Genomic DNA, 26,577 nt, shown 5'->3' on the forward strand with positions numbered 1-26,577 from the left:
CGGCGAGGCTGCGATGAACGGCCTGCCGGACTTCCCGTGGGACCGGCTCACGCCGCTGAAGGAGCTCGCGGCGTCGCACCCCGACGGGATCGTCGACCTGTCGGTGGGCACCCCCGTCGACCCGGTGCCCGCCGTCGTGCGGCAGGCTCTCGCGGACGCCTCGGACAGCCCCGGATACCCGCTGACGTACGGCACCGAGCGCCTCCGCTCGGCCGCCGCCGGGTGGCTGCGGCGCAGGCACGGCGTGATCGTCGACCAGGCGGCCGTGCTGCCGCTGATCGGCTCCAAGGAGTTCGTGGCCTGGCTGCCGACGCTGCTCGGCCTCGGCCCCGGGCAGCGGGTGATCCTCCCCGAGCTGGCCTACCCCACCTACGACGTGGGGGCGCGCCTCGCGGGCGCCGAGCCGTACGCCACCGACGGGCTGCTCACGCTCGGGCCCGAGCGGGTGCCGCTGGTCTGGGTCAACTCCCCGTCCAACCCGACCGGCAGGGTCCTGCCCGCCGAGCACCTGCGCAAGGTGGTCTCGTGGGCGCGCGAGCACGGCGCGGTCGTGGCCTCCGACGAGTGCTACATCGAGCTGGGCTGGGAGGAGCGGCCGGTCTCGATCCTGCACCCGGACGTCTGCGGCGGCTCGCACGAGGGCCTGCTCGCGGTGCACTCGCTGTCCAAGCGCTCCAACCTGGCCGGTTACCGGGCCGGGTTCGTCGCGGGCGACCCCGCGCTGGTCAAGCGGCTGCTGGAGATACGCAAGCACGCTGGCATGATCATGCCCGCGCCGGTCCAGGCGGCGATGGCCGTGGCGCTGGACGACGACGGGCACGCCGAGGAGCAGCGGGCCCGCTACGCCGCCCGCCGCGCGGCGCTGCGCCCCGCGCTGGAGACGGCCGGCTGGAAGATCGAGCACTCCACCGCGGGCCTGTATCTGTGGGCGTCCAACGGTACGGGCTGCTGGGACCAGGTCCGCGCCCTGGCCGGCCTGGGGATCCTCGTCGCGCCCGGCGACTTCTACGGCACCGCGGGCGACCGGCACATCAGGATCGCCGTCACGGCCGGTGACGAACGCATCAGTGCGGCGGTGCGCCGCCTCCAGTAGGATCGCGCGGCATGACCCCCGAGGTCGCCGTGATACTCGGATTGAGTGTGGCCACGCTCGTCCTGCTGCTCGGCGCGTTCTTCGCGACGACGCGCCAGGACAGGAAGGCCGGCGATTCCGAGCGTTCCGGCGAGACCCCCCTCCTCCCGGTTGAGGCCGCGCAGCCGCGGGCCCAACCGTCGACGGGCCGTGTCGGCATCGACTACCCCGACCCCCGCACGATCAAGGTCGGCGACACGATCGACTGCCAGGGGGTGCGCAGCCGCGTCCTCGGCGCCCTGTACCTCTCGTGGCAGGGCACCCAGTGGACCGAGTACCTCCTCGACGACGGCACCCGGCACTACCAGTGGCTGTCGATCCAGATGCGCGCGGGCCTGACGGCCGCCGACCCGCCGCACCTGGAGGTGCTGCTGTGGACGCCGGTGCCCACCGAGGGCATGATCCCCGCCAAGGCCACGCTGAGCGTCGAGGGGGTCGACTTCTTCCCCGTCGACCGGGGCACCGCGGCCTTCCGCGGTGAGGGCGTCACCTCGATGCCCGAGCGGGGCCTGCTCGACTTCGCCGACTACCGCGCCGCCGACGGCCGCCTGCTCAGCTTCGAACGCCTCCAGGGCAAGCGCTGGAGCTCCTCCCACGCCCAGCCCCTCCCCCCCGGCACGATCAGGATCGAGAAGAAGCAGGGCGGCTAGACCGGGGTCCCGAGTGCCGGGACGAAGCAGGGCGGCTGGACCGGGATCCCGGGCGTCGAGGAGAAACAGAGCGGCCAGGACCCCGCGCCAGGAGAGCCCGGTGCCGAGAGCCGTCAGGAAAGGCCAGGAGAGCCCGGTGTCAGGAGAGCCTGGCGCCGGGAAAGGCCGACACCGGGAGAGCCCGGCGCTAGGAGAGCTCGACCTTCTTGGCGGAGGACCCGGGGTCGGCCGTCCAGCCGTCGTGGCTCTTCGCGGAGACCCACGACTGGCCGTCGTAGCGGATCCTGGACAGCCCGAACGTCTTGGCGTGGGCGATCGACCAGGCGGCCACCAGCCAGCCGCGCCTGCGCGAGGGGGCCTCGAAGGCGTCCCCGGGCCCCAGGGCCCTGGCGAGCCTGCGCGCCGCCCCCTGCTCGTCGGGGAGGGGGGTCTTGCCCGTCGGCGCGGGGTACCAGCAGTGCACGGCCCCGGGCACGCGCCCGGTGAACCCCGCGGCGAGGATCTTCCCGTCGGCCTCGTGCTGGGCGTACGCCGATCCGTCGGCCGAGCGCTGCACCTCCTGGGCCGCCTCGTGGAGCGGCAGCTTCCGATAGTTCCGCACCTTCACCAGCGCGGCGAAGAACTTCCCCGACGCGTAGACGGGGTCGACGAGCTGCTTGGGAGTGCCCCAGCCCTGGGAGGGGCGCTGCTGGAACGCGCCGACCGAGTCGCGGTCGCCGCCCGTCAGGTTCTCCAGCTTGGACTCCTGCATGGCGGTGGCGTAGGCGATCACCACGGCCCGCTCGGGCAGCTTCCTGCGGGCCGCCACGGCCGCGATGACCGCCGCCACCTTGGCCTGTTCGATATCCAGCTCCAGCGACCCCTCCGGTGTCGTGATCCTGCAGCCCTCGCCGAGGTCGACGAGCGGTGTCACCCGCCTGAGCAAGGTGAAGAGACCCACGGTGATGGCCACCGCGAGCACGGTCACGATCACGATGATCGCGATGACCCCTTTTGAGAAGCGCCGTCGCACGGTCAAGAACCTACAGGTCCCCAGCGATTGCGCGGCCTCCCCGAACCTCGCGAACATAGGCTCCGGGCCATGAGCCAGAGCGATGCCAGCCCGTTGCCCGCGGCCGTCGACGAGCTGTGGTGGCGCAGGGCCGAGCTGAGTCCCGCCGACGCCGAGGCCCGCGCCGTCGTGGTGGACGCGGTGGACATGCTCGACAGCGGCAAGGCCAGGGTCGCCGAGGTCTCCCGCACCGGCGAGGTGGTCGTGGACGAGCGCGCCCGGCGGGCCGTCATGCTCGCGTTCCGGGTGCTCGGCATGGCGAGGTCCCAGGTGGGCGACTTCCACCACCACGACCGCGTCCCGCTGAAGACCTCCGTCGAGGGGGTACGCGTCGTGCCGGGGGCGATCGCCCGCTGGGGCTCCTACCTGGCGCCGGGCGTCGTGCTGATGCCCTCGTTCGTCGACATCGGCGCCCACGTGGACGAGGGCAGCACGGTCGGCACCTGGGTGTCGATCGGCGCGGGCGCCCAGATCGGCAGGAACGTCCGGCTGTCCGGGGGAGCCGGTGTCGGGGAGACCGGCGGCCGGGACGGCGCGGAGGACCCCCTCGGCACCGGGGAGCCGTCGGCGGTGCCCGTGGTCGTCGAGGACGGCGCGCTGATCGGCGGCCGGGCCGTGATCTCCGACGGGGCCCGGGTGGGCCGGGGCGCCGTGGTCGGCGCCGGGACGATCCTGTCGGGCTCGACCCCGGTCGTCGACGTGCGGACGGGCGAGGAGCTGAGCCGCGGGCACGTCCCCGACTGGTGCGTGGCGACCGGCGGCACCCGGTGGCACGACTTTCCCGGCGGGGGCTTCGGCCTGCGCTGCGTCCTGGTGCTCGACCGCCTGGAGGAGGGCCACCGCCCCGGCCGGGCCGAACTCGGCCGCCTCCTGCACGGGTAGGCCTTCTCGTACGCGTTTCCGCACGGGTGGGCCTTCTCGTACGGCTTCCCGCACGCGTTCCCACACGGCTTCCCACACGGCTTCCCACACGGCTTCCCGCACGGCTTCCCGCACGGCTTCCCGTACGGGCAGGTCCGGGCGTCGAGGGGACCGGATCCGGCGCGGGCGCGGGCGGTTTCCCGCGGAGCCGGGCTCGGCCGGATCCCGTACGAGTACTAGGGTCGCGGGCATGAGTACGCGTCTGGACCTCACGCAGGATGCCGGGGAGCTCACCGCCAGGATCGTGGACGTCGAGTCGGTCAGCGGCGGCGAGAAGGCCCTGGCCGACGCCGTGGAGGAGGCACTGCGGCCGCTCCGGCACCTGACCGTCGAGCGCGACGGCGAGTCGATCGTGGCCCGCACCCACCTGGGCCGGGGCGAGCGGGTGGTGATCGCGGGACACCTCGACACCGTCCCCGTCGCCGGAAACCTGCCCAGCCGGGTCGAGGGCGACCGGCTGTACGGCTGCGGCACCTCGGACATGAAGGCAGGCGTCGCGGTCGCCCTGAAGCTGGCGGCGGCCCTCCCCGAGCCCGGCAGGGACGTGACCTACGTCTTCTACGACTGCGAGGAGATCGAGTCCGAGCGCAACGGCCTGCTGCGGCTCAGCCGCGACCACCCCGGCTGGCTCGCCGGTGACTTCGCCGTGCTCATGGAGCCCACCGACGGCGTGATCGAGGGCGGTTGCCAGGGCACGCTCAGGGCCCGGATCGTCACCCGGGGCAAGCGGTCGCACAGCGCCAGGTCCTGGCTCGGGGTCAACGCCGTCCACGCGGCCGAGCCGGTGCTCGCGATCCTGAACGCCTACGAGGCCAGGCTTCCCGTCGTGGACGGGCTGGAGTACCACGAGGGCCTGAACGCGGTGGGCATCGACGGCGGCGTCGCGGGCAACGTGATCCCCGACGAGTGCGTGGTGACGGTGAACTACCGTTTCGCCCCCGACCTGTCGCTGGACGAAGCGCGCGCCCACGTGAGCGAGGTGTTCGAGGGCTACGAGGTCCGCTTCACCGACGCCGCGGCGGCGGCCCGGCCCGGCCTCACCCATCCGGTGGCGGCGGCCTTCGTGGACGCCGTCGGCGGCACGCCGCGGGCCAAGCTCGGCTGGACCGACGTCTCGCTCTTCTCCGGCCTCGGCGTGCCCGCGGTCAACTACGGCCCCGGAGATCCGAACCTGGCGCACCAGAAGGACGAGTTCGTCTCGTTGCGGAAGATCGCCGACTGCGAGCGCGGAATGCTCGGCTGGCTGTCCTGAGAGGCCGGGCCCATCGAGCCGTTCGCGAGATCCTCGGCGGGCGAGACCACGCCGGACCCTCGGTACACGAGGCGATGCGAGCCACGCGAGCCATGAGAGACCGCGCGAGCCCTGGAGGGGCCGGTACAAATGAAAGTGGCTTTCCTCGCCGGCCATTTGGCGGGGAAAGCCACTTTCAGTCCCGAGCAGCACCCTCGGCAGTTAGACGCACCCTGTTCAAAATCCGGTTCCATGTTTTCATGGAGATTTTTCAAGATTTTTCTGGGACGGCGCTACGGTGACCCGCATGAAGAAAAAACGTCCGGAACGTCGCCAGGGAGCCGCGGTGGTTCGTGGTGATCTCGTCTCCGACTCCACCCACGACCAGCGGCTTCTTGATCGGAGAGGGCCGGCCGACTGGCTGCACATGGATCCGTGGCGGGTGCTGCGCATCCAGGCGGAGTTCGTCGAGGGCTTCGGCCAGCTCGCCGAGCTGCCCCAGGCGGTGACCGTCTTCGGGTCCGCGCGCACCCCCGTGGACAGCCCCGAGTACGAGATGGGCGTCCAGCTGGGCCGCAAGCTGTCCGAGGCGGGCTACGCCGTGATCACCGGTGGCGGTCCCGGCTGCATGGAGGCCGCTAACAAGGGTGCCGTGGAGGCCGAGGGCATCTCGGTGGGCCTGGGCATCGAGCTGCCCTTCGAGCAGAGCATGAACGAGTACGTCGACCTCGGCATCGAGTTCCGCTACTTCTTCGTCCGCAAGACCATGTTCGTGAAGTACTCCTGCGGATTCGTCACCCTGCCCGGCGGTTTCGGCACCATGGACGAGCTTTTCGAGGCGCTCACCCTGGTCCAGACCCAGAAGGTCACCTCCTTCCCGGTGGTGCTCATGGGAACGGAGTTCTGGGGCGGCCTGATCGACTGGATCAAGAACACTCTCGTGGGGACGGGCAAGATTTCCCCGGCGGACGTGGATCTCATTCACGTCACCGACGACGTGGACGAGGCGGTCCGGATCATCGTGGAGGCCGACACCAACAGGGGCGGGCGGCTGGAGGACGAACGCAAGTCGGCCATGACCACGGTCGGCGATGCCGAATAAGGTCAGTACGTGTTCATCTGTGTATTCCTCGCATCGAGTCAGAAGATCGACAAGAAGTACCTGGAGCTCGCGGAGCAGGTCGGCTCCGAGCTCGCGAGCCGGGGGCACTCCCTGGTGAGCGGCGGGGCCAGGGTCTCCTGCATGGGAGCCGTGGCCCGCGCGGCCCGCGCCGGTGGCGCCCGCACCATCGGGGTGATCCCCCAGTCGCTGGTGGACATCGAGCTCGCGGACGACGGGGCCGACGAGCTGGTGGTCACCACCGACATGCGCGAGCGCAAGGGGGTCATGGACGCCCGCTCCGACGCTTTCCTGGTGCTGCCCGGCGGCATCGGGACGCTGGAGGAGCTGTTCGAGATCTGGACGTCCCGCACGCTCGGCCTGCACGACAAGCCGCTGGTGGTCCTCGACCCCTGGGGGATCTACACGCCGCTGCGGGAGCTGGTCGAGGGCATGGACGAGGCGGGCTTCACCCGGCCGAACGTCTTCGACGCCATCTCCTGGACCACCACGGTCGACGAGGCGTTCCGGCTGCTGGAGAAGTCGACCACGCACCTGGAGCCGAGCCCGGAGGAGCTAGGCGAGGCCACGGCGGGTTAGCGCGGGCGGGCGTCGCCCGGCGAGGGAGTCGGTCATCTCGACCGCGAGCCGCACCTGCTCGACGCGGTCCGTACGGAAGACGCGGGCGCCGGCCCAGGCGCAGATCGAGGCCGCGGTGAGCTCCGCGGCCTCGGCGTCCCGCTCCCTCGCGACGGAGTCCCTGGAATCCCCGGCGTCCTCGTCGTCGCCGTCCCCGGCGTCCCTCACGGCCGCGGGGGCCAGCCGGGCGGGGGTGACGACAACGGTGTGCCCGGCACGGGCGAGCTCCTCGACCTCTCCGACCGAACGGGCCTCGACCCAGCCCGGTTCGGCCCGGTCACCGGGTCTGAGCACGACGAACGTCATGATCCGATCCTAGGCCAGCGGAGATGTGGCACGATTCGTATGTGCTGGTCGTATTAGCTTTCGCTGCCGTAGCCGTCATCGCCGGTGTCACGGTGGTCGCCATGGGCCGGGGAGGCGAGCTGAGCGAGTTCGCCCCCGACGTGCCTCCCCTGAACCTGCCCCAGGCGGGTCAGCTCGGCGCGGTCGACTTCATGGCGCTCCAGCTCCCGGTGAGCCTCGTCGGATACAACACGCAGAGCGTGGACGAGACCCTGAACCGGGTCGCCGGAGCCCTGAGCGAGCGTGACACCAGGATCGCCGTGCTGGAGCAGCGGGTCTCCGAGCTGCTCGCCGGCAGGCTCCAGGCCCGCCACGAGCTCAACCCCGGCTCCCCGCCCCCTCAGCGCGGCCTCGAGGCGCCGTACGAGCTTGCAGGCGGGAGCGGTTTCGGGGTGTCCGAGGAGCTGTCCGACGGGTCACCGGCCGTCTCGCGCGCCGAACGCGAGAAGGCGCAGCCCGGCCTTTCCGGCGAGAGCGGCTTCGGGGCGTCCGAGGAGCTCTCCAGCGGGTCACCGGCCGTCTCGCGCGCCGGGCGCGAGCCTGAGGTGCCCGGCGAGCCCTCCGGGCCGGAGAAGCCCTCCAAGGCCGCTGAGATCCCCGGGACCTCCGGGACCCCCGGGGCCACGGGGACGGCCGAGACCGCCGCGCCGTCCGGTGTGTCGCCGTTCGCCAGGCCGGCCGAATCGTCGGAGCTGCCCGAATCGTCAGAGCTGCCCGGACCGTCAGAGCCGTCCCCGGTGCCGGATTCGCCGTCGCCGTCGTCGTCGTCGCCTTCAGCCGCCAGGGTTTCGGATTCGAAGGACCTGAAAGGCGCGGAGGCGTCTCCCGGTTCCGTCGGCCTCCGCACCGGGGAGCGGCAGGAGACGGAGGACTCCCGGTGACCGAGGTCTCCCAGGTTGTGACTCCCATGACCCCCACGACCCCCGTGACCCCCGCGAACCCAGTGACCTCGGCGGAGCCCGCGGAGCTCGTGCGTTGCGGCTGGGCGACCTCCGCCCCCGACTACGTCGCCTACCACGACGAGGAGTGGGGGCGCCCGGTCACCGGCGACGACCGGGTGTTCGAGCGGATCGCGCTGGAGTCGTTCCAGTCGGGCCTGTCGTGGATCACCATCCTGCGCAAGAGGGAGAACTTCCGGACGGCCTTCGAGGGGTTCTCCATCCCGGCCGTGGCCGCGTTCGGCGACGAGGACGTCGCCCGCCTGCTCGGCGACGCGGGCATCGTCAGGAACCGGGCCAAGATCGAGGCGACGATCGCCAACGCGCGGGCCGCGCTCGGCGTCGGCCTGTCCGACCTCGTCTGGAAGCACGCGGACCCCGCCGCGCCCGTCCCGAGGACTCCGGCGGAGGTGCCCGCCCAGACCGCCGGTTCCAGGGCCCTGGCCAAGGACCTCAAGGCGCACGGCTTCCGTTTCGTCGGCCCGACCACCGCCTACGCGCTGATGCAGGCCATCGGCCTGGTCAACGATCACCTGGCCGACTGCTGGACACGCCGGGCCTGACGCCCGGAACGATCTGGGAAGGGTTCGGGAACGGCCCGAGGTCAGTGTCCCTCGAAGACGGGGCGCTCCTTGGCGAGGAACGCGCGGGTCGCGTTCAGGTGGTCCTTGGTCCTGGCGCAGGCGTCCTGGAGGTCGGCCTCCAGCTCCAGGGCCTCGGCGGGCGAGCTGGTGGCGGCGAACCGCAGGGCGCGCTTGGTCGCCGCGTAGGCGCTCGTGGGGCCCTGCGCCAGCCGTACGGCGAGGGCGCGGGCCTCGGTGTCCAGGTCTCCGGCCGGGACGACCCGCGAGACGATCCCGAGTTCGAGGGCGCGGCCGGCGCCGAAGGGCTCGCCGAGCAGCAGGAGCTCGGCCGCGCGGGCCGTGCCGACCAGGCGCTGGAGGGTCCAGGAGGCGCCCGAGTCGGGGGCCAGGGCGATCCCCGAGAAGGCCGTCGCGAACCTGGCCTTCTCCGAGGCGATCCGCAGGTCGCACGCGAAGGCGAGGGAGGCGCCCGCGCCCGCGGCGACGCCGTTCACCGCCGCGACGACCGGCTTGTCCATCTCCATGATCGTTCGGATGATCGGGTTGTAGTGCGCGCGCACGGTCCCGTCCAGCCCCCGGCCCGCCTCCAGGTTCGCGGCGTGTTCCGTCAGGTCCTGGCCGGCGCAGAACGCCCGTCCCGACCCGGTCAGCAGCACCGCCCGCACCGAGGGCGCCTGCGCCGAGGTCAGCGCCTCCAGCAGGGCGGTCTTCGCCCGGACCGTGAGCGCGTTCATCGCCTCCGGCCGGTTGATGACGATGGTGGCGACGGCGTCGTCGACGGAGTAGAGGACCTCGTTCAACGGATGCTCCTTCCGGACGTCCCGGTCGCGCCTGAGAGCTCACCGGGCCCCTGTCTGTACGGCTCTGTGTGGCTGTGTGCGGCTTCTGTCCTGTCTGTACGGCTGTTCGTGCGGGCCCGACGGCGGCTCCCGGGCTTCGTCCTGCCCATGGCCGTCCGCCAGGTTTTCGCCTTGTTTCGCCACGTATCAGGCATGGCGCCCGCTACGCCGCGCCGAGGTGGCGGTCGACGAAGGCGGCGGCGGCCGGGAGCAGCCGCCCGGCCTCGTGCTCGAAGTAGATCCTGGCCTTCTCCCCGGGCCAGCCCCGGGGCAGGAGCTCGGCGGGAAGCCCGGGGTCGCGGAACAGGAAGTTGCGCCACCCGTGCACCAGCCTGCTCCGGGTGGCGAACACCCGGTCGTCGCCCGCGTTGGCCGGCAGCCCGCCGACCAGGTCCATCGCCTGGGCCGTCCACTCCTCGTAGGCGGCCCCGATGCCGTCCAGGTCCCAGGTCCTGGCGACCAGGGCCGCGGGGTCGCCGTCGAGCACCGCGTCGAACCGGTCGGCGGAGAGGCCCTCGCCGTCGAGGATCGCGTCCAGCCCGGGGGCGGGGCGCGGCCCGATCCAGGTCGTCTCCGACATCGGGGCGTATCCGATGAAGGCCAGATCGGAGCGCAGGCGCTCGCGCCTGGACCGCTCGCGTACGGGTTCCACCACGAGGATGTGCCACCGGCCGTTCCACGTGATCGTCCCGACTCGGTAAATTCTCAGCGCGGCCTCGTCGAGGCGGTGCACGCATTTGGGGGTGACCTCGTAACCGGGGCCCTTGGGCAGCCTGGCGGGCGCGAGCCAGCCCTGCCGCACCATCCGCGAGACGGCGGTGCGCACGGCGGGAGCCGCGATGTCCAGCGGGGCGAGCAGACGCACGAGGGCGGCCACGGACGCGCGACCGCCTCGGGACCTGAGGTGGTCCCCGTACAGATCGAAGAGAGCGGCGCGGGCGTTCACGAGGACAAGTTTGGTCGTCTGAGGGGGCTCGGACAACGGTCTTGATCGCCGGATGAGCCGACGCTAAGACTGATCGTTCCCATTCTCCGTGCGGAGGCGGGATAATAGGACATCACAGAAGACGTGAATGCGTCGGCCACCCTCGGGTCAGTCGGAGATCCGGAGCCCGAAGCAGGAAGGGATACACGCATGGCGGCTATGAAGCCGAGGACCGGTGATGGTCCGCTGGAGGTCGTCAAGGAAGGCAGGGGGATCGTCATGCGGGTTCCTCTGGAGGGTGGCGGCCGCCTTGTCGTCGAGCTTTCGGCGGACGAGGCAAGTGCCCTCGGTGAGGAACTGAAGAAAATCGTCGGTTGATCCCGATCTAAGACAGAAGTGGTGGAGCCGGGCCCTATTTGAGCTTGCTCGGGGAGCATGACACCTGCGATGGCCCGCGCGACCGACGACGAACACGGCCCTGGCCGCCGGACCGCCTCACGGCGGCTCGCGCCAGGGCCGCGGTGTTCCTCCGGGCGTTCTCCCCGGTGTTCCTCCCGGTGTTCCCCGCCCCGCCGGGCCTGATGACTGGAGTTACCCCTATGCCCATCTCCCCCCATCTGCTCCTGCCTCGCGTTCCGTACGCGCAGGGGCTCTCCGCCGCGTCCCCCGGGGGCGCGGAGCCCGCCGCCGGGGAGGAAGCCGGGACCTCGCCCCCCGGTGACGCCGAGCTGCTGGCCGTCCCCTTCGCCGAGGACCTCGCGCCCGAGATCGAGCTGCCGGTGCCCGCGGCGGCGCTGCTCGCCCACCACAAGGCCAAGGGCGAGGCGGGTGAGATCGTCGAGGTCCCCGTCACGAACGGCGACGCCGTCGGCCGGGTGCTCCTCTACGGGATCGGCGACGGCTCGGCGACCGCCCTGCGCAAGGCGGGCGCGGCGGTGGCGCGGCGCGGCAAGGGCAGGGACGCCATCAGGATCGTGCTCCCGGGCGGGCCGGTGGCCGCGTTCGCGGAGGGCGCGCTGCTGGCGACGTACACCTTCAGGGCCGGTGAGGCGAAGTCCGCCCCGGTGAGGCTGGAGTTCGTCGGCGAGGAGGTCGAGGCGGAGATCGCCGAGGCCGAGGTGATCGCCGGGGCCGTGGCGCTCGCCAGGGACCTGGCCAACACCCCCTCGTCGGTGAAGTCCCCCGCCTGGCTCGCCGAGCGCGCCGCCGAGCAGGGGGTCGCGGTGCGGGTGTGGGACGAGCGGGAGCTGCGCTCCGGCGGGTTCGGCGGCATCCTCGCCGTCGGGCAGGGGTCGGTGAGCCCGCCCCGGCTGATCCAGCTCTCCTACGAGCCCGAGGGCGCGACCGGCCACGTGGTCCTGGTCGGCAAGGGCATCACGTACGACACCGGCGGCATCTCGCTCAAGCCGACGAGCAACATGGTGTTCATGAAGACCGACATGGCCGGAGGGGCCGTCGTCATCGCGGTCCTGGGCGCGCTGGCCGCGCTCGGCGTGCGGGTGCGGGTCACCGGCCTCGTCGCCGCCGCCGAGAACGCCTTCTCCGGCACGGCCCAGCGCCCCTCCGATGTGATCACGCAGTACGGCGGCCGGACCGTGGAGGTGCTCAACACCGACGCCGAGGGACGCCTGGTCCTGGCCGACGCGCTGGCCTACGCCGACGCGGAGCTGGACCCGGACGTCATGGTCGACATCGCCACGCTGACCGGGGCGATCGGCGTCGCCCTGGGCAAGGACCTCGGCGCGGTCTTCGCCTCCGACGACGAGCTGGCCGGGGCGCTGGCCGGGGCGGGGCAGACCAGCGGGGAGCGGCTCTGGCGGATGCCCCTGATCGACGACTACGTTCCCGCGCTCGACTCGTCCGTGGCCGACCTGGCCAACATCGAGGTCGGGTCGACCTACGGGGCCGGTTCCATCACCGCGGCGCTGTTCCTGCGCGAGTTCACCGGCGGACGGCCGTGGGCGCACCTGGACATCGCGGGTGTGGGCCGCAGCGGCGCGGACGAGGGCGTTCTCAGCAAGGGGGCCACCGGGTTCGGCGTGCGCCTGCTGCTCGAATGGCTGTCGGGACTCCACGAAGGTGACCGGGAGACGACGGTCGGAACGCGGTGACCGGGTGGCGGTGACCGGAAACGGTGACCGGGCAGGCGGTGATCGGGTGGCGGTGACCGGAACACGGTGATCGGAAAACGGTGGCCGGGCAGGCGGTGACCGAGGGGCGACGGCCGGAAGGCCGTGACCGGCGCGGTCGTGACCGGGAGGCGACGACCTCAAGGCGACGACCTCAAGGCGGTGACCGGGCAGGCGGTGACCGGCGCCAGGCTCGCGAGCCTGGCGCCCGCCCGTGCTCGTTCCCGTGCTCGGTCCCGTGCGCGGGTCGCCGCCGCCCGGCGGCTCGCTACCTGTTCGCTACCTGCTCGCCTCGGAGAGGCTGACGATGGCCTCCGCGGCCCGGAAGTGCTTGTTGCGGCCGAGGTCGCCGATGGTCTTGATGCCGAACGCCTTGGCCAGGTCCTTGGCGTCGCTCTCGCTGACGCCGGAGAGCGCGCTGACCGGGGCGTTGGCGAGCGTGTTGAGGTCGGCCCCCTCGTACTCCTTGTCGAGAATTTTGTCCAGCTTGGCGGCAACCGTCATGGTGCACCCCTGTATATCGATGATCATGGAAAAGGGCCGCGTTGTGGCCTTAACCTGCATCGTTTCCGGTCGATGGGGAATCGACCCGCCGCTTTCGGGATCCTGGTGATCACTTGACGGACCCGTATGAACGGGATTGCCCGGCCCGGGGCGTGTCGCGGACGGTGACGGCAGCCGGTGGGTCAGACCCGCCGCGGCGTCGTCGTGAACATCGTCACCGTCAGTCGGCGAGCTTGACGGCCGCCAGGATGCCGTCGCCCAGGGGCATCATCAGCGGGCGGAGCCGCTCGTCGGAGCGGACCAGCTTGCCCAGCTCCCTGATGGCGACCGTGTCGGGGTCCCGCTGCACGGGGTCGGCCACCCTGTTGCCCCAGAGGGCGTTGTCGAAGACGACGATGCCGCCGACCCGCAGCAGCCGGACGGACTCGGCCAGATAGTCGGCGTACTCGTGCATGGCGCCGTCGCAGAAGACGAGGTCGTAGCCGCCGTCGGAGAGGCGGGGGAGCACGTCGAGGGCGCGGCCGGTGATCAGGCGGATCCGGCCGCCGGAGAACCCGGCCTGGGCGAAGCTCTGCCTGGCCAGCCGCTGGTGCTCGGGCTCCACGTCCACGCTGGTGAGCGTGCCGTCCTGGCGCATGCCGCGGAGCAGCCACAGCCCCGAGACGCCGCAGCCGGTGCCGATCTCCACGACGGCGCGGGCGTTGATGGCGGTGGCGAGGAAGCAGAGGGCGGCGCCGCCACCGGGCAGGATCGGGGGCGCTCCCACTTCGGCGCCGCGCAGGCGCGCGGCCCGCAGGATGTCGTCCTCCCGGTGGAACTCGTCGGCATAGGCCAGAGTGGCCTCCAACGGACTTGTCGGCGTCTCTGCCATCGGCCTCTCCTCCCGCTTTCTCCGTACACAGTCATATAGGCGCTGGGTCGCAGCCTAAGGGAGGCAGGCCCGATCGGGAACTCATGTCACCCCCGGTGCGTTGCACGGTTTAAGCGGCCTTTGCCGGTCCTGAAGGTAGTCAGTGCGCACGAAGGGACGAAACCAGGCACTATGGCGATAGCGGTGGTCCCGGAGAGAGGAGTGCTGGTGGAGGAGTCCGACCACCAGGCCGAAGCTCCCGTGTCCGATTGGACACCTCCTACATGGGAGGAGGTGGTCCGGACGCACTCGGCGCGCGTCTACCGGCTGGCCTATCGGCTGACCGGCAACGTGCACGATGCGGAGGACCTCACACAGGAGGTCTTCGTCCGGGTCTTCAGGTCATTGTCGAACTACACGCCAGGCACTTTCGAGGGCTGGCTGCACCGCATCACCACCAACCTGTTCCTCGACATGGCGCGGCGCAAGCAGCGCATCAGGTTCGAGGGGCTCGCCGACGACGCCGCCGAGCGGCTGCGCGGGCGCGAGCCTTCTCCCGCACAGGTGTACGACGACACCCATCTGGAGCCCGACATCCAGGCGGCACTCGACGCGCTCGCGCCCGAGTTCCGCGCGGCCGTCGTTCTGTGTGACATCGAGGGGCTGTCCTACGAGGAGATCGCGGCGACGCTGGGCGTGAAGCTCGGCACGGTACGCAGCCGGATCCACCGTGGGCGGGCGCAGCTGCGTGAGGCGCTGGAGCATCGCGCGCCGCGGAACGATCAATTCCCCCCGAGCGTTACCCACGGGGAGGAATTCGCATGAGAAACCACAGTCATGACGAATGTCACGACGAGCCACTTGGCAAGGAGTGCGCATGAGTCACCTTGGAGAACGCGTTTCCGCGCTGGTCGACGGTGAGCTGAACCACCACGAGCGCGACCGTGCCCTGTCGCATCTGACCTTCTGCGCGCCCTGCAGGGCCGAGGTCGACGCCATGCGGGCGCTGAAGAGCCGGCTTCGCTCCCTCGACGGTCCCGCGATGCCGACGGACCTGACCATGTCCCTGCTGCGGATGGCGGAGCCCGGCGGCCCGTTGCCCCCGCGTGAGCGCCCCTTTCCGGCCTCACGCACCTTCGGCGGCGCGCCCATTCCGAGCATGCACAGCGTCGCTCCCCCCGACAACCGGCCCCGGGGCCGCGCCGGGGGCCCTCGCCGCGCCAGGAGAGCGGGATACGTCGCGGTGGGCGTCGCCTCGGCGGCCGTGGCGATCGGGACCCTGTTCGTGGTAGGCGGGACCGACCCCAACCCCCGTGTCGTGCCACCGGTCGACATGTTCGCCAACCAGCACAGGAACACCGTGCCCTACGGCGGTTCGGCGACGCCGATTCTCTCCCCCTCTCCGTGATCCGGCTGCCCGCCACGGTCATCCTGGCCGCCATGTTGCTGCTGGGGCTGGTGGCGGGTGGTCCGGCGTACGCCGTCCGGTCCCCGCACGCCGCGCCGCCGGACGACGTCGAGAGCGAGGACACCGGCCTGCACCTGCTCCGCGAGGCGGCGGTGGCGGGCCGGTCCCGCGGATACTCCGGCACCCAGTACGTCACCGCCTGGGGCGCCTCCGGCGCCACCTCCGCGGTGCTGGAGGTGCGCAACGTCCCGGGCAAGGGGCTGACGGTCCGCGCCGAGCCCTCCGGTTCCGTACGGACCGCCGATCCGGGCACCCCGGCCGGGGGCATGTCCAGCCCGTCCGAGGTGATGCTGGAGGTCCTGGCCCGCAACTACCGGGTCGTGGCCGCGGGGGAGGGCTTCACCTGCGGGCGCCCCGCCCGCCTCGTGGACGTCCTGCGGGCCGACGGCACGGTCGCCGCCCGATACTGGCTCGACGAGTCCGGGGGCCCGGTGCTGCGCCGCGAGCTCATGGACGCGGAGGGCCGGGTCGTCAGCGCCGGGGCCTTCGTCGACCTGACGCTCGACCCGGTGGCGAGGGGGGCGGCGGTGCCCGTGATGGCCGCCGGCGGCCTCGACCTGGCCGAGCTTCCCCGGCTGGAGAGGGCGGGCTGGCGGTTCCCCCGCGCCCTGCCCGGGCGCCTGGAGCTGTTCGCCGCGCACGACACCCCACCCGGATACCTGTACCTGGGTTACTCGGATGGCCTGTCGGTTGTGTCGGTCTTTATCCAGTCTGGGATGCTTGACGAAGAACGTCTCCGAGGTTGGCATGCGGAGCGGCGCGAGGGGCATACGATCTGGGTTCGAGACCCAGCTGGGCAGGAGACGATCTGGGCGAGTGGGGGTCATGTCTACACCGTCTTTGCCGACGCGCCGGCCGACATGGTCGACGCCGCCGTCGCGGCGTTGCCGCACGAGCCCGTTCCCGATCTCTGGACGCGGCTCGGCCGAGGCGCGAGCCGCCTGCTCTCCTGGGTCAATCCCTTCGGATAACGCGTGCTTTACACATCTCGTATGCCGCTCGGGGGAAGATTGCCGGGTTGACTCGGTGAGCGGCCGCCTGCGAGGCAAGGAGTAGTGAGTATTCGATGACCGACGATGCCCGTACTTCCCATGAGGCGCACGATGCTGAGGGGCGTACACCGTCGGACTTCACCGACGGCGGACACGGCACTCCCGAGTCCCGGCGCGCCGACTCCTCAGGCCCTTCAGGCGCTGATCTCCCGCGCCCGGACGGTCCCGAGTTCTCCCGGCCGGAGTTCCTGCCCGCCGGGGAGGGGCCCTTCCAGGCCGACCGGCCCCGCGACGACGGCTGGAGCCAGCTGGGCGCCCAGCCCGGCCGCGCCCGGTGGGGCGGCGGGCGGCGGGACCAGCCCGAGCTGCTCCGCCACGACGACGGGCACGGCGACAGGCGCGACGACGGATACGGTGTCAGGCCCGGCGACGGATACGGCGACAGGCCCGGCGACCGGGACGTGCCGCCCGGCGAGGGCGGCCGGGACCCCGGCTTCACGGGGGAGCACTGGGGTGACCCCTCTGGCAGGCCCAGGCACGACACGGCGGTCTTCGCCTCCCAGCCCGCTCCGCCCCCGCCCGCCCAGGCGTTCGGCATGGGGCCAGGCTGGGCGCCGCCCCCGGGAGGTCCGAGCGGTCCCGGGAGCTTCGGCGGCCCGCCGCCCGCGTCCGCGCCCGTACGGCGCGGGCCGCGCACCGCGACGCTGGTGGTCCTCGCCCTGATGATCGCGCTGCTCGCCTCCACGCTGGGCAGCGTCGGCACCTACCTCCTCACCAAGCCCTCCGGCTCGGGGCGCGACCCCTCCTTCAGCCTGGGAGGGGCGCCGACGGGCTCCAACACCCGGGCCCCCGACTCCGTCGCGGGCGTCGCCTCGAAGGTCCTGCCCAGCGTGGTGTCGCTCGCCGTCGAGGGCGGTGCGAGCTCCAGCACCGGCTCCGGCTTCCTGATCAAGGGCGGCTACGTGGTGACCAACAACCACGTGGTGGCCAACGCCGGGACGACCGGCCAGATCCAGATCCAGTTCAACAACCGCAAGTCCACCTCCGCCGTCGTCGTGGGCACCGACCCCGAGTCCGACCTGGCCGTGGTCAAGCCCGCCGAGACCTTCGGCGCCCCCGAGATCACCCTCGGCAACTCCGACAACGTGGTCGTGGGCGACCCGGTCATCGCCATCGGGTCCCCGCTGGGCCTGACCGGCACCGTCACCTCCGGCATCGTCAGCTCGCTCAACCGTCCCGTCCAGGCGGGCGAGGAGAACAGCACCGAGGCGACCTGGCTCAGCGCCGTGCAGACCGACGCCGCCATCAACCCCGGAAACTCGGGGGGCCCGCTGGTCAACGTCAACGGCGAGGTCATCGGCGTCAACTCGGCGATCGCCACGCTCGGCAGGTCGGTCGGCGGCCAGAGCGGCAGCATCGGCCTCGGCTTCGCCATCCCGGTGAACCACGCCCGGCGGGTCGCCCAGGAGCTGATCACGACGGGCAAGGCCAAGAAGTCGCGGATCGGCGTCGCCATCGACCCGACGTACCAGGGTGTCGGGGTGCGCATCGCCACCGAGTCCAGGCAGGGCGCCCAGCCGGTCGAGCCGAACGGTCCCGCCGCCCAGGCGGGTCTCAAGCCCGGAGACGTCATCCTGGAGGTCGAGGGCGTCGTGCTCCAGGACGGCAACGAGCTGATCGCCATGATCCGCAACCGGGCTCCCGGCGAGAAGCTCTCGGTCAAGTACCAGCGGGGTGGCCAGGAGAGCACCGCGACGGTGACCGTCGGCGTCGCTCCCGAGCAGCCCTCTCCCAAACCCTCCTGAGCGTGAGGGCGGGGCGCGTGCCCGCGAGCGGGCGCGTTAGTGTGGAACCTCTCCGGCGTATGGCCGGAGAGGAGCTTCTGGCATCCTCCCGGTAGGAGATCACCGTGTTCGGACTCGGCTGGCCTGAGATCGTGGCGCTGGTGGTGATCGCCCTTCTCGTCTTCGGCCCGGAGAAGCTTCCCCAGGCCGCCTCTCAGGCGGGCAAGACGCTGCGCAACCTGCGCCGGATGGCCAACAACGCGAGAGACGACCTGCGCACGGGCCTCGGGCCCGAGTTCGCCGACTTCGACCCGGCCGACCTCAACCCGAAGAACTTCGTCCGCAAGCACCTCACCGCCGACCTTGAGGACGACTGGAACGGCACCTCGGCCACCACCGCCACCGCCGAACCGGCCGCCCACGCGATGAGCGGCGCCGACGAGCTGGGCTACGGCGAGATCCCTCCGTACGACTCCGACGCGACCTGATCCCGATCGCCGGGTTTTGCGTGGTTTTTACGCTTCGACCGGCTGTACCCGTTCCGCGCACGGCCGGCATGGCCGGTCTGTCCCGCTCACGGTCGGGATGCGCGGCGCGTACGGCCGACCCGTCCCACACGCTTCCACACACCTCCCGGCATGACGACGGCGGCGCCCCCGTGAAGGGGCGCCGCCGTCGTCATGTCAGGGGAGGGCCGGTCCGGCCTCCCGGGGAGTGCGGGCCGGGGCTCAGCGCCGGGTGGGCGAGATGCCGAGCTGGAGGCCCTTGATGCTGCCCGACTTCTTGCTCAGGGAGGCGGCGATGCGGCTCAGCTCGGTCGCCGCGGGGGCGTCCGGGTCGGTCAGCACCAGCGGCTTGCCCTCGTCGCCGCCCTCGCGCAGGCGCATGTCGATGGGCACCTGGCCCAGGAGCGGCACGCGGGCGCCGAGGGTGCGGGTGAGCGCGTCGGCCACGGTCTGGCCGCCGCCCTCGCCGAAGACCGGGATCCGCTCGTCGCAGTGCGGGCAGGGCAGCCACGACATGTTCTCGATGACACCGGCGATCTGCTGGTGGGTCTGGACGGCGATCGACCCGGCGCGCTCGGCGACCTCGGCGGCGGCCTGCTGCGGGGTGGTCACCACCAGGAGCTCGGCCGAGGGCATCCGCTGCGCCACGGAGATCGCGATGTCGCCGGTCCCCGGGGGCAGGTCCATCAGCAGCACGTCCAGGTCGCCCCAGTAGACGTCGGCCAGGAACTGGTGCAGCGCCCGGTCGAGCATCGGGCCGCGCCACACGACCGGGGTGTTGCCCTCCGGTTTGAACATCCCGACCGAGATGACCTTGATGTCATGCGCCACCGGCGGCATGATCATGTCCTCGACCTTGGTGGGCCGCTCGGAGATGCCGAGCATGCGGGGAATGCTGTGGCCGTAGATGTCGGCGTCGACGACGCCGACCTTCAGGCCGCTCGCGGCCATCGCGGCGGCGAGGTTGACGGTGACGGACGACTTGCCGACGCCGCCCTTGCCGGAGGCGACCGCGAAGACGCGGGTGAGCGAGCCGGGCTGGGCGAAGGGGATCTCCTTCTCGGGCCCCTTGTTGCCGCGCAGCTTGGTCTGCAGCGTCTTGCGCTGCTCGGTGCTCATGACGTCCATCTCGACGGAGACGCCGGTCACTCCGTCGATCGCGGAGACCGCGCCGGTGACGTCACGGGTGATGGTGTCCTTCATGGGACAGCCGGAGACCGTCAGGAAGATCGCGACACGTACGGCTCCCTCGGGGGAGATGTCGACGCTCTTGACCATGTCGAGTTCGGTGATCGGCCGACGGATCTCAGGGTCGTTGACGGTCGCGAGGGCGGCCATCACCAGTTCCGGGGTAGGTGCCATCGAAGTGTCGGCAATCACGCCACCCTGGGGCGACGGGGGATGCCGTCCCTCCTTGTCTGTTATCGATGAGGCGTCTCACGGGCGGGATGCGCCCGTTCGTGGCGCCCGAATGGCTTGGCAGGAGGCCGATCCCATCGGGGAACGGTCGGCGTCGTGAGCCCATGGTACGAACCCGAGGACACCGGGAGGAATTCCGAACCCGGTGATGATCACTGAATTCGGACAATTCGCTGTGTAGATGCGCGTGCAACGTTCTAAGGTTACTCCGTGACCCTCACGGCGGGCGAGTCAAGAGAGAGCGTCGGCTCGGCGGAGCTGGTGGTCTGGCGCATGCTCCAGCGGGCCCAGGTGCGCATCACCCGGGCGCTGGAGGCCGACCTGCTGGTCGAGCACGACCTGGCCCTGCCCTCGTACGAGGTCCTGTCGCAGCTGTCCGAGGCGCCCGAGCGGCGGCTGAGGATGAACGACCTGGCCGACCGGGTGCTGCTCTCGCGCAGCGGCCTGACCCGGCTGATCGACCGCCTCCAGCGCGACGGCCTGGTCGAGCGCGAGGCCTGCAGCAGCGACGCGCGCGGCCTGTTCGCGGTCCTGACGGACGCGGGCGCCGCGCGGCTGGCCGAGGCCGGTCCCACCTATCTGCGCGGGGTCCGCTCCCAGTTCCTGGACATGCTCGACGCCGACGAGCTGCGGCAGTGCGCGGCCATGCTGAACAAGCTCTTCCCGGGCCCCCAGGGCGACAGCGACCCGTACTGACGGGCTCCTTCCCGGTTTTCGGGCCGATGCCGGCCCGTACCGGCGACTCCCTCCCCGGCCCCTGGCTCCCGGCCCCGTTCCCGGGCGGCGCCGACTCATGCGGGCCCGGGCCGACCCGTGCTGGCTCACCGGCCTCTTCCAAGTCACCCGGCGGTTTTCCACCTGTCGCGGCGCGGTTCTGTCGTTCTGACCTCTCCCCGGACAAGACTGTTGGGCGCCATGTCACATGCCAGCCCCAGAGTGATGTCGAACGCATAAAGGATCTTGCCGGTCATACGGACACTCATGGAGATTGCGGATATTCCCGACTAATGCGGAGGCTCGATGCCAAAGTTACGAGCAGCCCTCACCGCCCTCATCGTGGTCGCGGTGGGTGTCACCCCGGCCCACGCGGCCGCCCAACCCTCTATCACCGTTGAGCAGGGAAGGACCCAGCCGGTCTTCTCGTACGCCGACGCCGTCCGCGAGCACGTCTACGTCGAGTCGAGCGTCGACAGCGACTCCGACGGGAGGCCGGACCGGGTCCGTGTCGACATCATCAGGCCGAAGGAGTCCGGTCCCGGGCTCAAGGTGCCGGTGATCATCGACGAGAGCCCGTACTACGACAACTCCGGCCGGGGCAACGAGTCCGAGCGGAAGGTCTACGACGCCGCCGGGAACGTCACGAAATTCCCCCTGTACTACGACAACTACTTCGTGCCGCGCGGCTACGCCGTCCTCAACGTCGACATGATCGGGACCACCAGGTCCGACGGCTGTCCCGACGTCGGCGGGAAGGCCGACGTGCTGGGCGGCAAGGCCGTCATCGACTGGCTGAACGGCCGCGCCACCGCCTACCGCGCCGACGGCACGCCCGCGGTCGCGGACTGGACCACCGGCAAGTCCGCGATGATCGGCAAGTCGTACGACGGCACGCTGGCCAACGCCGTGGCGGCGACCGGCGTGCGGGGGCTGGAGACGATCGTCCCGATCTCGGCGATCAGCTCCTGGTACAAGTACCAGCGCTCCAACGGAGTGATCTACAACTACGACTACATGTCGTGGCTGGGCAACTACGTCGACAGCGACCCCACGGCCAAGTGCGCGGCCACCTGGGCGCGCCTGGACGCCGAGGACGGCGACGACACCGGGAACTACAACGGCTTCTGGGCCGAGCGCGACTACATCGCGGGCTCGCTGGCCGACGCCTCCAAGGTGCGCGCCAGCGTCTTCGCCGTGCACACGGTCAACGACCTCAACGTCATGCCCGACAACTTCTCCAAGTGGTGGAAGGCCCTGGCCGACCGGAACGTGCCCCGCAAGATCTGGGTCGGGCAGTACCAGCACGTGGACCCCTTCGACTTCGAGGGGCGCCGTGACCTCTGGGTCGACACGCTGCACCGCTGGTTCGACTACTGGCTCCTCGGCGTGCGGAACGGCATCATGCGCGAGCCCCGCGCCGACGTGCAGAGCAGCCTCGACCGCTGGACCACCCAGTACGACTGGCCCGCCCCGCTCGCCCTGAAGGTCCCCTTCCGCCCCGCGGCGGACGGCTCCTTCAGCCTCGTACCGGCGAAGAAGGGGCAGACCGCCACGTTCACCGACATCCGCCAGTCCGAGGAGGCGATGGTCGCCGACGTCGGCACGGCGAAGCCGGGACGGGTGGCCTTCACCACCGGTGGGCTGCCGCTGGACCTGCGCCTGTCGGGCACGCCCGTGGTGGACCTGCGCGTCGCGCTCGACAGGCCCACCTCGAACCTGACCGCCCTCCTCGTCGACTTCGGCGAGGACACCCGGATCGACTGGCGGCGCGGCCAGGGCATCACCACGGTCACCGAGGAGAGCTGCCACGGCGAGAGCACGGCCGCCGACGACGGCTGCTACAAGCAGGTCGTCACCAACCGGGCCACCCGCCCGCTGGAGATCGTCGCGCGGGGCTGGATCGACGTGCAGAACCGCGACTCGCTCAGCACGCCCTCGCCGCTGCCCGCGGGCACCTACGGCAAGGTGAGCTGGGAGACGCTGCCGCAGGACTACGTCTTCAAGAAGGGACACAGGCTGGCCCTCGTGATCGCGGGCACCGACTCGACCTACAGCGACGAGACGGCCACCGGCGCGAACGTCACCGTCGACCTGGCCGGGAGCAGGGTGCTCCTGCCGCTGGCGCTCAGCACCCTGCGGAGCACCGACGTGCCGAAGGACACGGCCAGGTGGACCGGCCCGCAGCTGCTGGACCTGCCGGAGCCGGAGAACCTGTTCTACTGACCTTCGGGAGGTTCTTCAGGAGATAGGCGAGGTCCTCAGGAGGTAGGCGAGGTCCTCAGGAGGTTCGTGAGACGCGGACGGGGTGTGAGCGGGGCGATATGCCCGGCTCACACCCCGTCTTCTGTCGTCGGGGGCGACCCTCGGGACCCGCCGACGGCCGCCGTGCGCGGTGCTCAGCCCGCGCCTGCGCCGGGCGAGGCCGTGACCGAGGCGGAGACCCCGGCTCAGGACTCCATGGATCCCTGGGGCTCCTGGAGGTCCTCCTGCAGGCGTTGCAGCTCCGAGCGGATGTAGTCGCGCGTCGCCACCTCGCCGAGCGCCATCCGCAGGGCGGCGATCTCCCGGGTGAGGTAGTCCAGGTCGGCCTGGTTCCGCTCCGCCGCCCTGCGGTCGTGCTCGTTCTGGACCCGGTCGCGGTCGTCCTGCCGGTTCTGGGCGAGCAGGATCAGCGGCGCCGCGTACGAGGCCTGGAGCGACAGGATCAGCGTCAGGAAGATGAACGGGTACGGGTCGAACTTCAGCGACGGGGGAGCGAGGACGTTCCACAGGACCCAGACGGCGACGAAGCCCGTCATGTAGACCAGGAACCTGGCGGTGCCGAGGAAGCGGGCGATCCGCTCCGACAGCCGCCCGAACGCCTCGGGGTCGTAGTGGGGGCGCAACCGCGGGCCGGGCTGCCTGGGCTGGTCGAGGCGGTCAGGCATGCTCGCCCTCTCTCGGCGGGTGGTCGCCCCGCTCGCGCCAGTCGTCCGGCAGCAGGTGGTCGAGCACGTCGTCCACGGTGACGGCGCCGACCAGGCGGCCCGCCTCGTTCACGACGGGAGCCGCGACGAGATTGTAGTTGGCCAGGTAGGAGGTCACCTGGTTCAGGCTGAACCCGGGCCTGATCGGGTCCAGGGAGGTGTCCAGGATGCCGCCGAGCAGGGTCGAGGGAGGCTCGCGCAGCAGCCGCTGGAAGTGGGCCAGGCCGAGGAAGCGGCCGGTGGGCGTCTCGACGGGCGGCCGGGCCACGTAGACCTGCGCGGCCACCGCCGGGGTGAGGTCGCGCTGGCGGATGTTGGCCAGCGCCTCGGCGACCGTCGCGTTCGGCGGCAGGACCACCGGCTCGCTCGTCATCATCCCGCCCGCGGTGTTCTCGGGATAGCTCAGCAGCCGCCTGACCGGCGCGGCCTCCTCGGGCTCCATCAGCGCCATCAGCGCCTCCGCCTGCTCGGCGGGGAGGTCCTGGAGCAGGTCGGCCGCGTCGTCGGGGTTCATCTCCTCCAGCACGTCCGCGGCCCGCTCGGGGGCGAGCCTGCTCAGGATGCCGATCTGGTCCCGTTCGGGAAGCTCCTCCAGCACGTCCGCGAGCCGTACGTCGTCGAGGGCCGCCGCCACCTCGACCCGCCGCTTGTCGGGCAGCTCGTGCAGGGCCCCGGCCAGGTCGGCGGCGCGCATCGACTCGAAGGCGACCAGCAGGTTGGCGGCGCCCTGGTCCTTCTGGACGGCGCCGAAGCCGCGTACCTCGTCCCAATCGACGATCTTGGTCGCGCCGCGCCTGCGCAGCCCGATGCCGGGGGGACTCCCGACCACCGCGACCTTGGTGATCAGCCACTCGGAGCCTCTCGTCTCCTCCATGGCCAGGTCCAGGACCGTCATCCGCTCGCCGTCGACCTCCACGCGGAGGTCGAGCAGCTCGGCGATGGCCAGGGTCTCGGTCGCCCGCTGCTCGAACCTGCGCATGTTGAGCTGGCCGCTGAAGACGACGGCGCCCGCCTTGGCGGACCGTATCCGGGTGATCGGCAGGAAGACCCTGCGCCGGGGCTGCACCTCGACGACCAGGCCGTGGACGTGCGGCGGCGCGCTGCCGGCGATGGCCACCACCACGTCGCGGACCCGGCCGATCTGGTCCCCGGCGGGGTCGAAGACCGGGGTGCCGGCGAGACGCGCGATGAAGATCCTCACATCTGAAGCGTAGGCCGCATCTCGGGCCGTCCGGTCGCTGCCACGCTCCCCCGCCCACGATCTGGAATCGGCTTGCTGTCCGATATCCCGACATGACAGCATCAAACGTGCTTAACGGTAATTACGGAAACGGTGGGTCATGAGACGTGCAGGACTGCTGATCGCGCTCGCGTCGTCCCTGTGTTTCGCCTTCTCGGGACCCATGGCCAAATACCTGGGCGCGGCGGGGCTCGCCCCGCTGGAGGCGGTCTGGATCCGGATGGCGGGCGCCGGGCTGCTGCTCGCCGGCGTCCTCGCGGTCGCCCGGCCCTCGGCCCTGCGCATCCCCCGGTCACGGCTGCCGTTCCTGCTGGCGTACGCGGTGATCGCGGTCGCCGGTGTGCAGGCGCTGTTCTTCGCGGCGATCACCCGGCTGCCGGTCGGCGTCACCCTGCTGATCGAGTACACCTCGCCGGTGGTGGTGGTGCTCTGGGTACGGTTCGTCCGGCGGGTACGGCTGCCCCGGGCGGCCTTCGCCGGGGCCGTCGTCGCGGTGGTCGGGCTCGGCATCGTGGTGGAGGTCTGGTCGGGTCTCGCCCTCGACCCGGTGGGCCTGCTGCTCGCCTTCGCCGCCATGATGGGCTGCGCCGGATACTTCCTGCTCAGCGACAGCCTCGGCGACGACGTCGACCCGCTCGGCCTGATCGCCTGGGGCCTGCTCGGCGCCGCCGCGGTGCTCCTGCCGATCTCCCGGCCGTGGGACATCCCCTGGGGGGAGATCAGCGGGACGGCCACCCCCGAGGGCGGCCTCACGCTGCCGGTCGTCGGGGCGCTGGTCTGGCTGATCGTGGTCGCCACGGCCGCCGCCTACATCCTCGGCGTCCTCGCGATCCGCCGCCTGTCGGCCGCCATCGGCGCCACGGTCGCCTCGCTGGAGGTCATCGCCGGGGCCGTCGTCGCCTGGATCCTGCTGGGCGAGGCGCTCGGGCCCTTCCAGATCTTCGGCGGCGCGATCGTCCTGGCGGGCGCCTACCTCGCCCAGCGGGCCACGACCGCGCTGCCCGCGCCCGTGACCGCGCGTGAGACCGGGGAACCGGCTCCCGTGGGGTGATTGCCCGGGGTGCCCTGAACGCCGCAGGGCGGCCCGAGGTCGGGGACGAGCCGTATCACCTGGGAGGCCGTCGCCCAGCGGTCAGGCGGGTTCGCGTGGGACGAGCCGTATCACCTGGGAGGCCGCCGCCCGGCGGTCAGGCGGGCTCGCGCGGGACGAGCCGTATCACCTTGGAGTCACCTTGGAGGCCGCCGCCGCCCAGCGGTCAGGTGGGCTCGCGTGGGACGAGCCGTATCACCTGGGAGGCCACCGCCCAGCGCTCCAGCAGCCTCGTGCCGTCGGGGGCGTTGAGCCGCTCCTTGGCGAGCGCGGCGACCGCGTCGGGGGTCTTCGCCTGGTCCACCACCTCCACGGAGGCCTCGAAGGCCACCAGGCGCCCGCCGTTGTCCTTGCTGCGCAGCGTCACCCGCACCTCCCCGGCCTCGGCCAGCCCCGGCAGCGGCTGCTCGCCCCCGCCGGTGACCAGGTAGATCGCGCCGTCGTGCCAGGTGTGCCAGGCCAGCCGGGGCCGGTCCAGCGACAGCCACAGGACGCTCGACTTCTTCGCGCCCTCCTCGATCACGCCCATGAGACGAATGTACGGCCTGTGCCTCCCCG

General features: G+C 71.5%; 29 protein-coding genes. 18 read left to right on the forward strand and 11 right to left on the reverse strand.

Translation table 11 applies throughout. The annotated features are described in order from the left end of the window. Positions 1-13 precede the first annotated feature (13 nt). Together dapC and ABT053_RS25665 are read left to right on the forward strand one after the other, a co-directional pair. Entirely contained in the window at positions 14-1,093 is a 1,080-nt protein-coding gene (dapC, locus tag ABT053_RS25660; RefSeq protein WP_350972009.1) for a succinyldiaminopimelate transaminase, read from the forward strand. 11 nt (positions 1,094-1,104) lie between these two features. Beyond that, positions 1,105-1,782 (forward strand): DUF4178 domain-containing protein, encoded by a 678-nt coding sequence (locus tag ABT053_RS25665; RefSeq protein ID WP_350972010.1) that lies wholly within the window; start codon positions 1,105-1,107, stop codon positions 1,780-1,782. A 187-nt stretch (positions 1,783-1,969) separates the two neighbouring features. Here ABT053_RS25665 and ABT053_RS25670 read toward each other — a convergent pair whose 3' ends face one another. Then, a complete protein-coding gene (locus tag ABT053_RS25670; RefSeq protein ID WP_350972012.1) occupies positions 1,970-2,794 on the reverse strand; it encodes a hypothetical protein in 825 nt (274 codons plus the stop codon). A 69-nt stretch (positions 2,795-2,863) separates the two neighbouring features. Here ABT053_RS25670 and ABT053_RS25675 point away from each other — a divergent pair, with 69 nt between their 5' ends. The 4 genes from ABT053_RS25675 (at position 2,864) to ABT053_RS25690 (ending at position 6,684) form a co-directional block, all read left to right on the forward strand. Next, positions 2,864-3,715 carry a 2,3,4,5-tetrahydropyridine-2,6-dicarboxylate N-succinyltransferase gene (locus ABT053_RS25675; protein ID WP_350972014.1) on the forward strand — a complete coding sequence of 284 codons (852 nt, stop codon included), beginning with the start codon at positions 2,864-2,866 and terminating at the stop codon, positions 3,713-3,715. A 229-nt stretch (positions 3,716-3,944) separates the two neighbouring features. Beyond that, complete coding sequence (gene dapE / locus ABT053_RS25680) at positions 3,945-5,006, forward strand: succinyl-diaminopimelate desuccinylase (protein ID WP_350972016.1); 1,062 nt, start codon at positions 3,945-3,947, stop codon at positions 5,004-5,006. Positions 5,007-5,292: 286 nt separating this feature from the next. Next, a complete protein-coding gene (locus ABT053_RS25685) occupies positions 5,293-6,087 on the forward strand; it encodes an LOG family protein (RefSeq protein WP_350972018.1) in 795 nt (264 codons plus the stop codon). 9 nt (positions 6,088-6,096) lie between these two features. After that, positions 6,097-6,684, forward strand: coding sequence for an LOG family protein (locus ABT053_RS25690; RefSeq protein WP_350972019.1), 588 nt, complete (start codon positions 6,097-6,099; stop codon positions 6,682-6,684). On the opposite strand, the gene ABT053_RS25695 is transcribed toward ABT053_RS25690, so the two are convergent. Then, complete coding sequence (locus ABT053_RS25695) at positions 6,661-7,029, reverse strand: hypothetical protein (protein ID WP_350972020.1); 369 nt, start codon at positions 7,027-7,029, stop codon at positions 6,661-6,663. The genes ABT053_RS25690 and ABT053_RS25695 overlap by 24 nt on opposite strands. A gap of 41 nt (positions 7,030-7,070) precedes the next feature. Here ABT053_RS25695 and ABT053_RS25700 point away from each other — a divergent pair, with 41 nt between their 5' ends. Together ABT053_RS25700 and ABT053_RS25705 are read left to right on the forward strand one after the other, a co-directional pair. Beyond that, a complete protein-coding gene (locus ABT053_RS25700; protein WP_350972021.1) occupies positions 7,071-7,949 on the forward strand; it encodes a hypothetical protein in 879 nt (292 codons plus the stop codon). Between the two features lie 26 nt (positions 7,950-7,975). Then, the gene (locus tag ABT053_RS25705; protein ID WP_350972022.1) at positions 7,976-8,569 is read left to right on the forward strand and encodes a DNA-3-methyladenine glycosylase I; all 594 of its coding nucleotides are present in this window, start codon (positions 7,976-7,978) and stop codon (positions 8,567-8,569) included. A 41-nt stretch (positions 8,570-8,610) separates the two neighbouring features. On the opposite strand, the gene ABT053_RS25710 is transcribed toward ABT053_RS25705, so the two are convergent. After that, positions 8,611-9,390, reverse strand: a complete 780-nt coding sequence (locus ABT053_RS25710) for an enoyl-CoA hydratase-related protein (RefSeq protein WP_350972023.1) — start codon at positions 9,388-9,390, stop codon at positions 8,611-8,613. A gap of 202 nt (positions 9,391-9,592) precedes the next feature. Beyond that, positions 9,593-10,375 carry a PaaX family transcriptional regulator gene (locus ABT053_RS25715; RefSeq protein WP_350972024.1) on the reverse strand — a complete coding sequence of 261 codons (783 nt, stop codon included), beginning with the start codon at positions 10,373-10,375 and terminating at the stop codon, positions 9,593-9,595. A gap of 189 nt (positions 10,376-10,564) precedes the next feature. Between ABT053_RS25715 and ABT053_RS25720 the strand changes: the two genes are divergently transcribed. Together ABT053_RS25720 and ABT053_RS25725 are read left to right on the forward strand one after the other, a co-directional pair. Next, positions 10,565-10,732, forward strand: a complete 168-nt coding sequence (locus ABT053_RS25720) for a DUF3117 domain-containing protein (RefSeq protein WP_084195322.1) — start codon at positions 10,565-10,567, stop codon at positions 10,730-10,732. Between the two features lie 221 nt (positions 10,733-10,953). Then, positions 10,954-12,465, forward strand: coding sequence for a leucyl aminopeptidase (locus tag ABT053_RS25725; RefSeq protein WP_350972026.1), 1,512 nt, complete (start codon positions 10,954-10,956; stop codon positions 12,463-12,465). Between the two features lie 297 nt (positions 12,466-12,762). Here the strand turns inward: ABT053_RS25725 and ABT053_RS25730 are convergent, their stop codons facing one another. Both ABT053_RS25730 and ABT053_RS25735 read right to left on the reverse strand, forming a co-directional pair. Next, positions 12,763-12,987, reverse strand: coding sequence for a hypothetical protein (locus ABT053_RS25730; protein WP_350972028.1), 225 nt, complete (start codon positions 12,985-12,987; stop codon positions 12,763-12,765). Positions 12,988-13,207: 220 nt separating this feature from the next. Then, a complete protein-coding gene (locus tag ABT053_RS25735) occupies positions 13,208-13,858 on the reverse strand; it encodes an O-methyltransferase (protein WP_350972030.1) in 651 nt (216 codons plus the stop codon). 171 nt (positions 13,859-14,029) lie between these two features. On the opposite strand from ABT053_RS25735, the gene sigE reads away from it, so the two are divergent. The 5 genes from sigE (at position 14,030) to ABT053_RS25760 (ending at position 18,569) form a co-directional block, all read left to right on the forward strand. After that, a complete protein-coding gene (gene sigE, locus ABT053_RS25740) occupies positions 14,030-14,662 on the forward strand; it encodes an RNA polymerase sigma factor SigE (protein ID WP_329085768.1) in 633 nt (210 codons plus the stop codon). A 52-nt stretch (positions 14,663-14,714) separates the two neighbouring features. Beyond that, on the forward strand, positions 14,715-15,245 hold the full coding sequence (locus tag ABT053_RS25745) for an anti-sigma factor family protein (protein WP_350972032.1): 531 nt from the start codon (positions 14,715-14,717) through the stop codon (positions 15,243-15,245). Further along, positions 15,242-16,276: a sigma-E factor regulatory protein RseB domain-containing protein gene (locus tag ABT053_RS25750; protein ID WP_350972034.1), complete on the forward strand. Its 1,035-nt coding sequence runs from the start codon at positions 15,242-15,244 to the stop codon at positions 16,274-16,276. Before ABT053_RS25745 ends, ABT053_RS25750 begins: the two co-directional genes overlap by 4 nt. 95 nt (positions 16,277-16,371) lie before the next feature. Then, entirely contained in the window at positions 16,372-18,102 is a 1,731-nt protein-coding gene (locus ABT053_RS25755) for a S1C family serine protease (RefSeq protein WP_350972035.1), read from the forward strand. A 104-nt stretch (positions 18,103-18,206) separates the two neighbouring features. Next, entirely contained in the window at positions 18,207-18,569 is a 363-nt protein-coding gene (locus ABT053_RS25760; protein WP_350972036.1) for a sec-independent translocase, read from the forward strand. 240 nt (positions 18,570-18,809) lie between these two features. Here ABT053_RS25760 and ABT053_RS25765 read toward each other — a convergent pair whose 3' ends face one another. Then, on the reverse strand, positions 18,810-19,949 hold the full coding sequence (locus ABT053_RS25765; RefSeq protein ID WP_350972038.1) for an Mrp/NBP35 family ATP-binding protein: 1,140 nt from the start codon (positions 19,947-19,949) through the stop codon (positions 18,810-18,812). 267 nt (positions 19,950-20,216) lie between these two features. On the opposite strand from ABT053_RS25765, the gene ABT053_RS25770 reads away from it, so the two are divergent. Next, entirely contained in the window at positions 20,217-20,702 is a 486-nt protein-coding gene (locus tag ABT053_RS25770) for a MarR family winged helix-turn-helix transcriptional regulator (protein ID WP_350972040.1), read from the forward strand. Positions 20,703-20,845: 143 nt separating this feature from the next. On the opposite strand, the gene ABT053_RS25775 is transcribed toward ABT053_RS25770, so the two are convergent. Further along, complete coding sequence (locus ABT053_RS25775; RefSeq protein ID WP_350972042.1) at positions 20,846-20,977, reverse strand: hypothetical protein; 132 nt, start codon at positions 20,975-20,977, stop codon at positions 20,846-20,848. A gap of 49 nt (positions 20,978-21,026) precedes the next feature. Here ABT053_RS25775 and ABT053_RS25780 point away from each other — a divergent pair, with 49 nt between their 5' ends. After that, the gene (locus ABT053_RS25780; RefSeq protein WP_350972043.1) at positions 21,027-22,946 is read left to right on the forward strand and encodes a Xaa-Pro dipeptidyl-peptidase; all 1,920 of its coding nucleotides are present in this window, start codon (positions 21,027-21,029) and stop codon (positions 22,944-22,946) included. A 224-nt stretch (positions 22,947-23,170) separates the two neighbouring features. On the opposite strand, the gene ABT053_RS25785 is transcribed toward ABT053_RS25780, so the two are convergent. Together ABT053_RS25785 and ABT053_RS25790 are read right to left on the reverse strand one after the other, a co-directional pair. Continuing rightward, a complete protein-coding gene (locus ABT053_RS25785) occupies positions 23,171-23,650 on the reverse strand; it encodes a DUF1003 domain-containing protein (protein WP_350972045.1) in 480 nt (159 codons plus the stop codon). Then, positions 23,643-24,890, reverse strand: a complete 1,248-nt coding sequence (locus ABT053_RS25790) for a magnesium transporter MgtE N-terminal domain-containing protein (protein WP_350972046.1) — start codon at positions 24,888-24,890, stop codon at positions 23,643-23,645. The genes ABT053_RS25785 and ABT053_RS25790 overlap by 8 nt, the downstream gene beginning before the upstream one ends. 139 nt (positions 24,891-25,029) lie before the next feature. On the opposite strand from ABT053_RS25790, the gene ABT053_RS25795 reads away from it, so the two are divergent. Then, positions 25,030-25,980, forward strand: coding sequence for an EamA family transporter (locus tag ABT053_RS25795; protein WP_350972047.1), 951 nt, complete (start codon positions 25,030-25,032; stop codon positions 25,978-25,980). A gap of 205 nt (positions 25,981-26,185) precedes the next feature. On the opposite strand, the gene ABT053_RS25800 is transcribed toward ABT053_RS25795, so the two are convergent. Continuing rightward, positions 26,186-26,548, reverse strand: a complete 363-nt coding sequence (locus tag ABT053_RS25800; RefSeq protein WP_350972049.1) for a hypothetical protein — start codon at positions 26,546-26,548, stop codon at positions 26,186-26,188. Positions 26,549-26,577 lie beyond the last annotated feature (29 nt).

It is taken from the genome of Streptosporangium sp. NPDC002524 (assembly GCF_040295985.1).
Taxonomy (GTDB): Bacteria; Actinomycetota; Actinomycetes; order Streptosporangiales; family Streptosporangiaceae; genus Streptosporangium.

Coding starts and splice junctions, on each gene's coding strand:
- dapC (WP_350972009.1), top strand. CDS start 14: ATGAACGGCCTGCCGGACTTCCCGTGGGACCGGCTCACGCCGCTGAAG.
- ABT053_RS25665 (WP_350972010.1), top strand. CDS start 1,105: ATGACCCCCGAGGTCGCCGTGATACTCGGATTGAGTGTGGCCACGCTC.
- ABT053_RS25675 (WP_350972014.1), top strand. CDS start 2,864: ATGAGCCAGAGCGATGCCAGCCCGTTGCCCGCGGCCGTCGACGAGCTG.
- dapE (WP_350972016.1), top strand. CDS start 3,945: ATGAGTACGCGTCTGGACCTCACGCAGGATGCCGGGGAGCTCACCGCC.
- ABT053_RS25685 (WP_350972018.1), top strand. CDS start 5,293: ATGAAGAAAAAACGTCCGGAACGTCGCCAGGGAGCCGCGGTGGTTCGT.
- ABT053_RS25695 (WP_350972020.1), bottom strand. CDS start 7,029: ATGACGTTCGTCGTGCTCAGACCCGGTGACCGGGCCGAACCGGGCTGG.
- ABT053_RS25705 (WP_350972022.1), top strand. CDS start 7,976: ATGACCCCCACGACCCCCGTGACCCCCGCGAACCCAGTGACCTCGGCG.
- ABT053_RS25720 (WP_084195322.1), top strand. CDS start 10,565: ATGGCGGCTATGAAGCCGAGGACCGGTGATGGTCCGCTGGAGGTCGTC.
- ABT053_RS25725 (WP_350972026.1), top strand. CDS start 10,954: ATGCCCATCTCCCCCCATCTGCTCCTGCCTCGCGTTCCGTACGCGCAG.
- ABT053_RS25730 (WP_350972028.1), bottom strand. CDS start 12,987: ATGACGGTTGCCGCCAAGCTGGACAAAATTCTCGACAAGGAGTACGAG.
- ABT053_RS25735 (WP_350972030.1), bottom strand. CDS start 13,858: ATGGCAGAGACGCCGACAAGTCCGTTGGAGGCCACTCTGGCCTATGCC.
- sigE (WP_329085768.1), top strand. CDS start 14,030: ATGGCGATAGCGGTGGTCCCGGAGAGAGGAGTGCTGGTGGAGGAGTCC.
- ABT053_RS25745 (WP_350972032.1), top strand. CDS start 14,715: ATGAGTCACCTTGGAGAACGCGTTTCCGCGCTGGTCGACGGTGAGCTG.
- ABT053_RS25755 (WP_350972035.1), top strand. CDS start 16,372: ATGACCGACGATGCCCGTACTTCCCATGAGGCGCACGATGCTGAGGGG.
- ABT053_RS25765 (WP_350972038.1), bottom strand. CDS start 19,949: ATGGCACCTACCCCGGAACTGGTGATGGCCGCCCTCGCGACCGTCAAC.
- ABT053_RS25775 (WP_350972042.1), bottom strand. CDS start 20,977: ATGACCGGCAAGATCCTTTATGCGTTCGACATCACTCTGGGGCTGGCA.
- ABT053_RS25780 (WP_350972043.1), top strand. CDS start 21,027: ATGCCAAAGTTACGAGCAGCCCTCACCGCCCTCATCGTGGTCGCGGTG.
- ABT053_RS25785 (WP_350972045.1), bottom strand. CDS start 23,650: ATGCCTGACCGCCTCGACCAGCCCAGGCAGCCCGGCCCGCGGTTGCGC.
- ABT053_RS25795 (WP_350972047.1), top strand. CDS start 25,030: ATGAGACGTGCAGGACTGCTGATCGCGCTCGCGTCGTCCCTGTGTTTC.
- ABT053_RS25800 (WP_350972049.1), bottom strand. CDS start 26,548: ATGGGCGTGATCGAGGAGGGCGCGAAGAAGTCGAGCGTCCTGTGGCTG.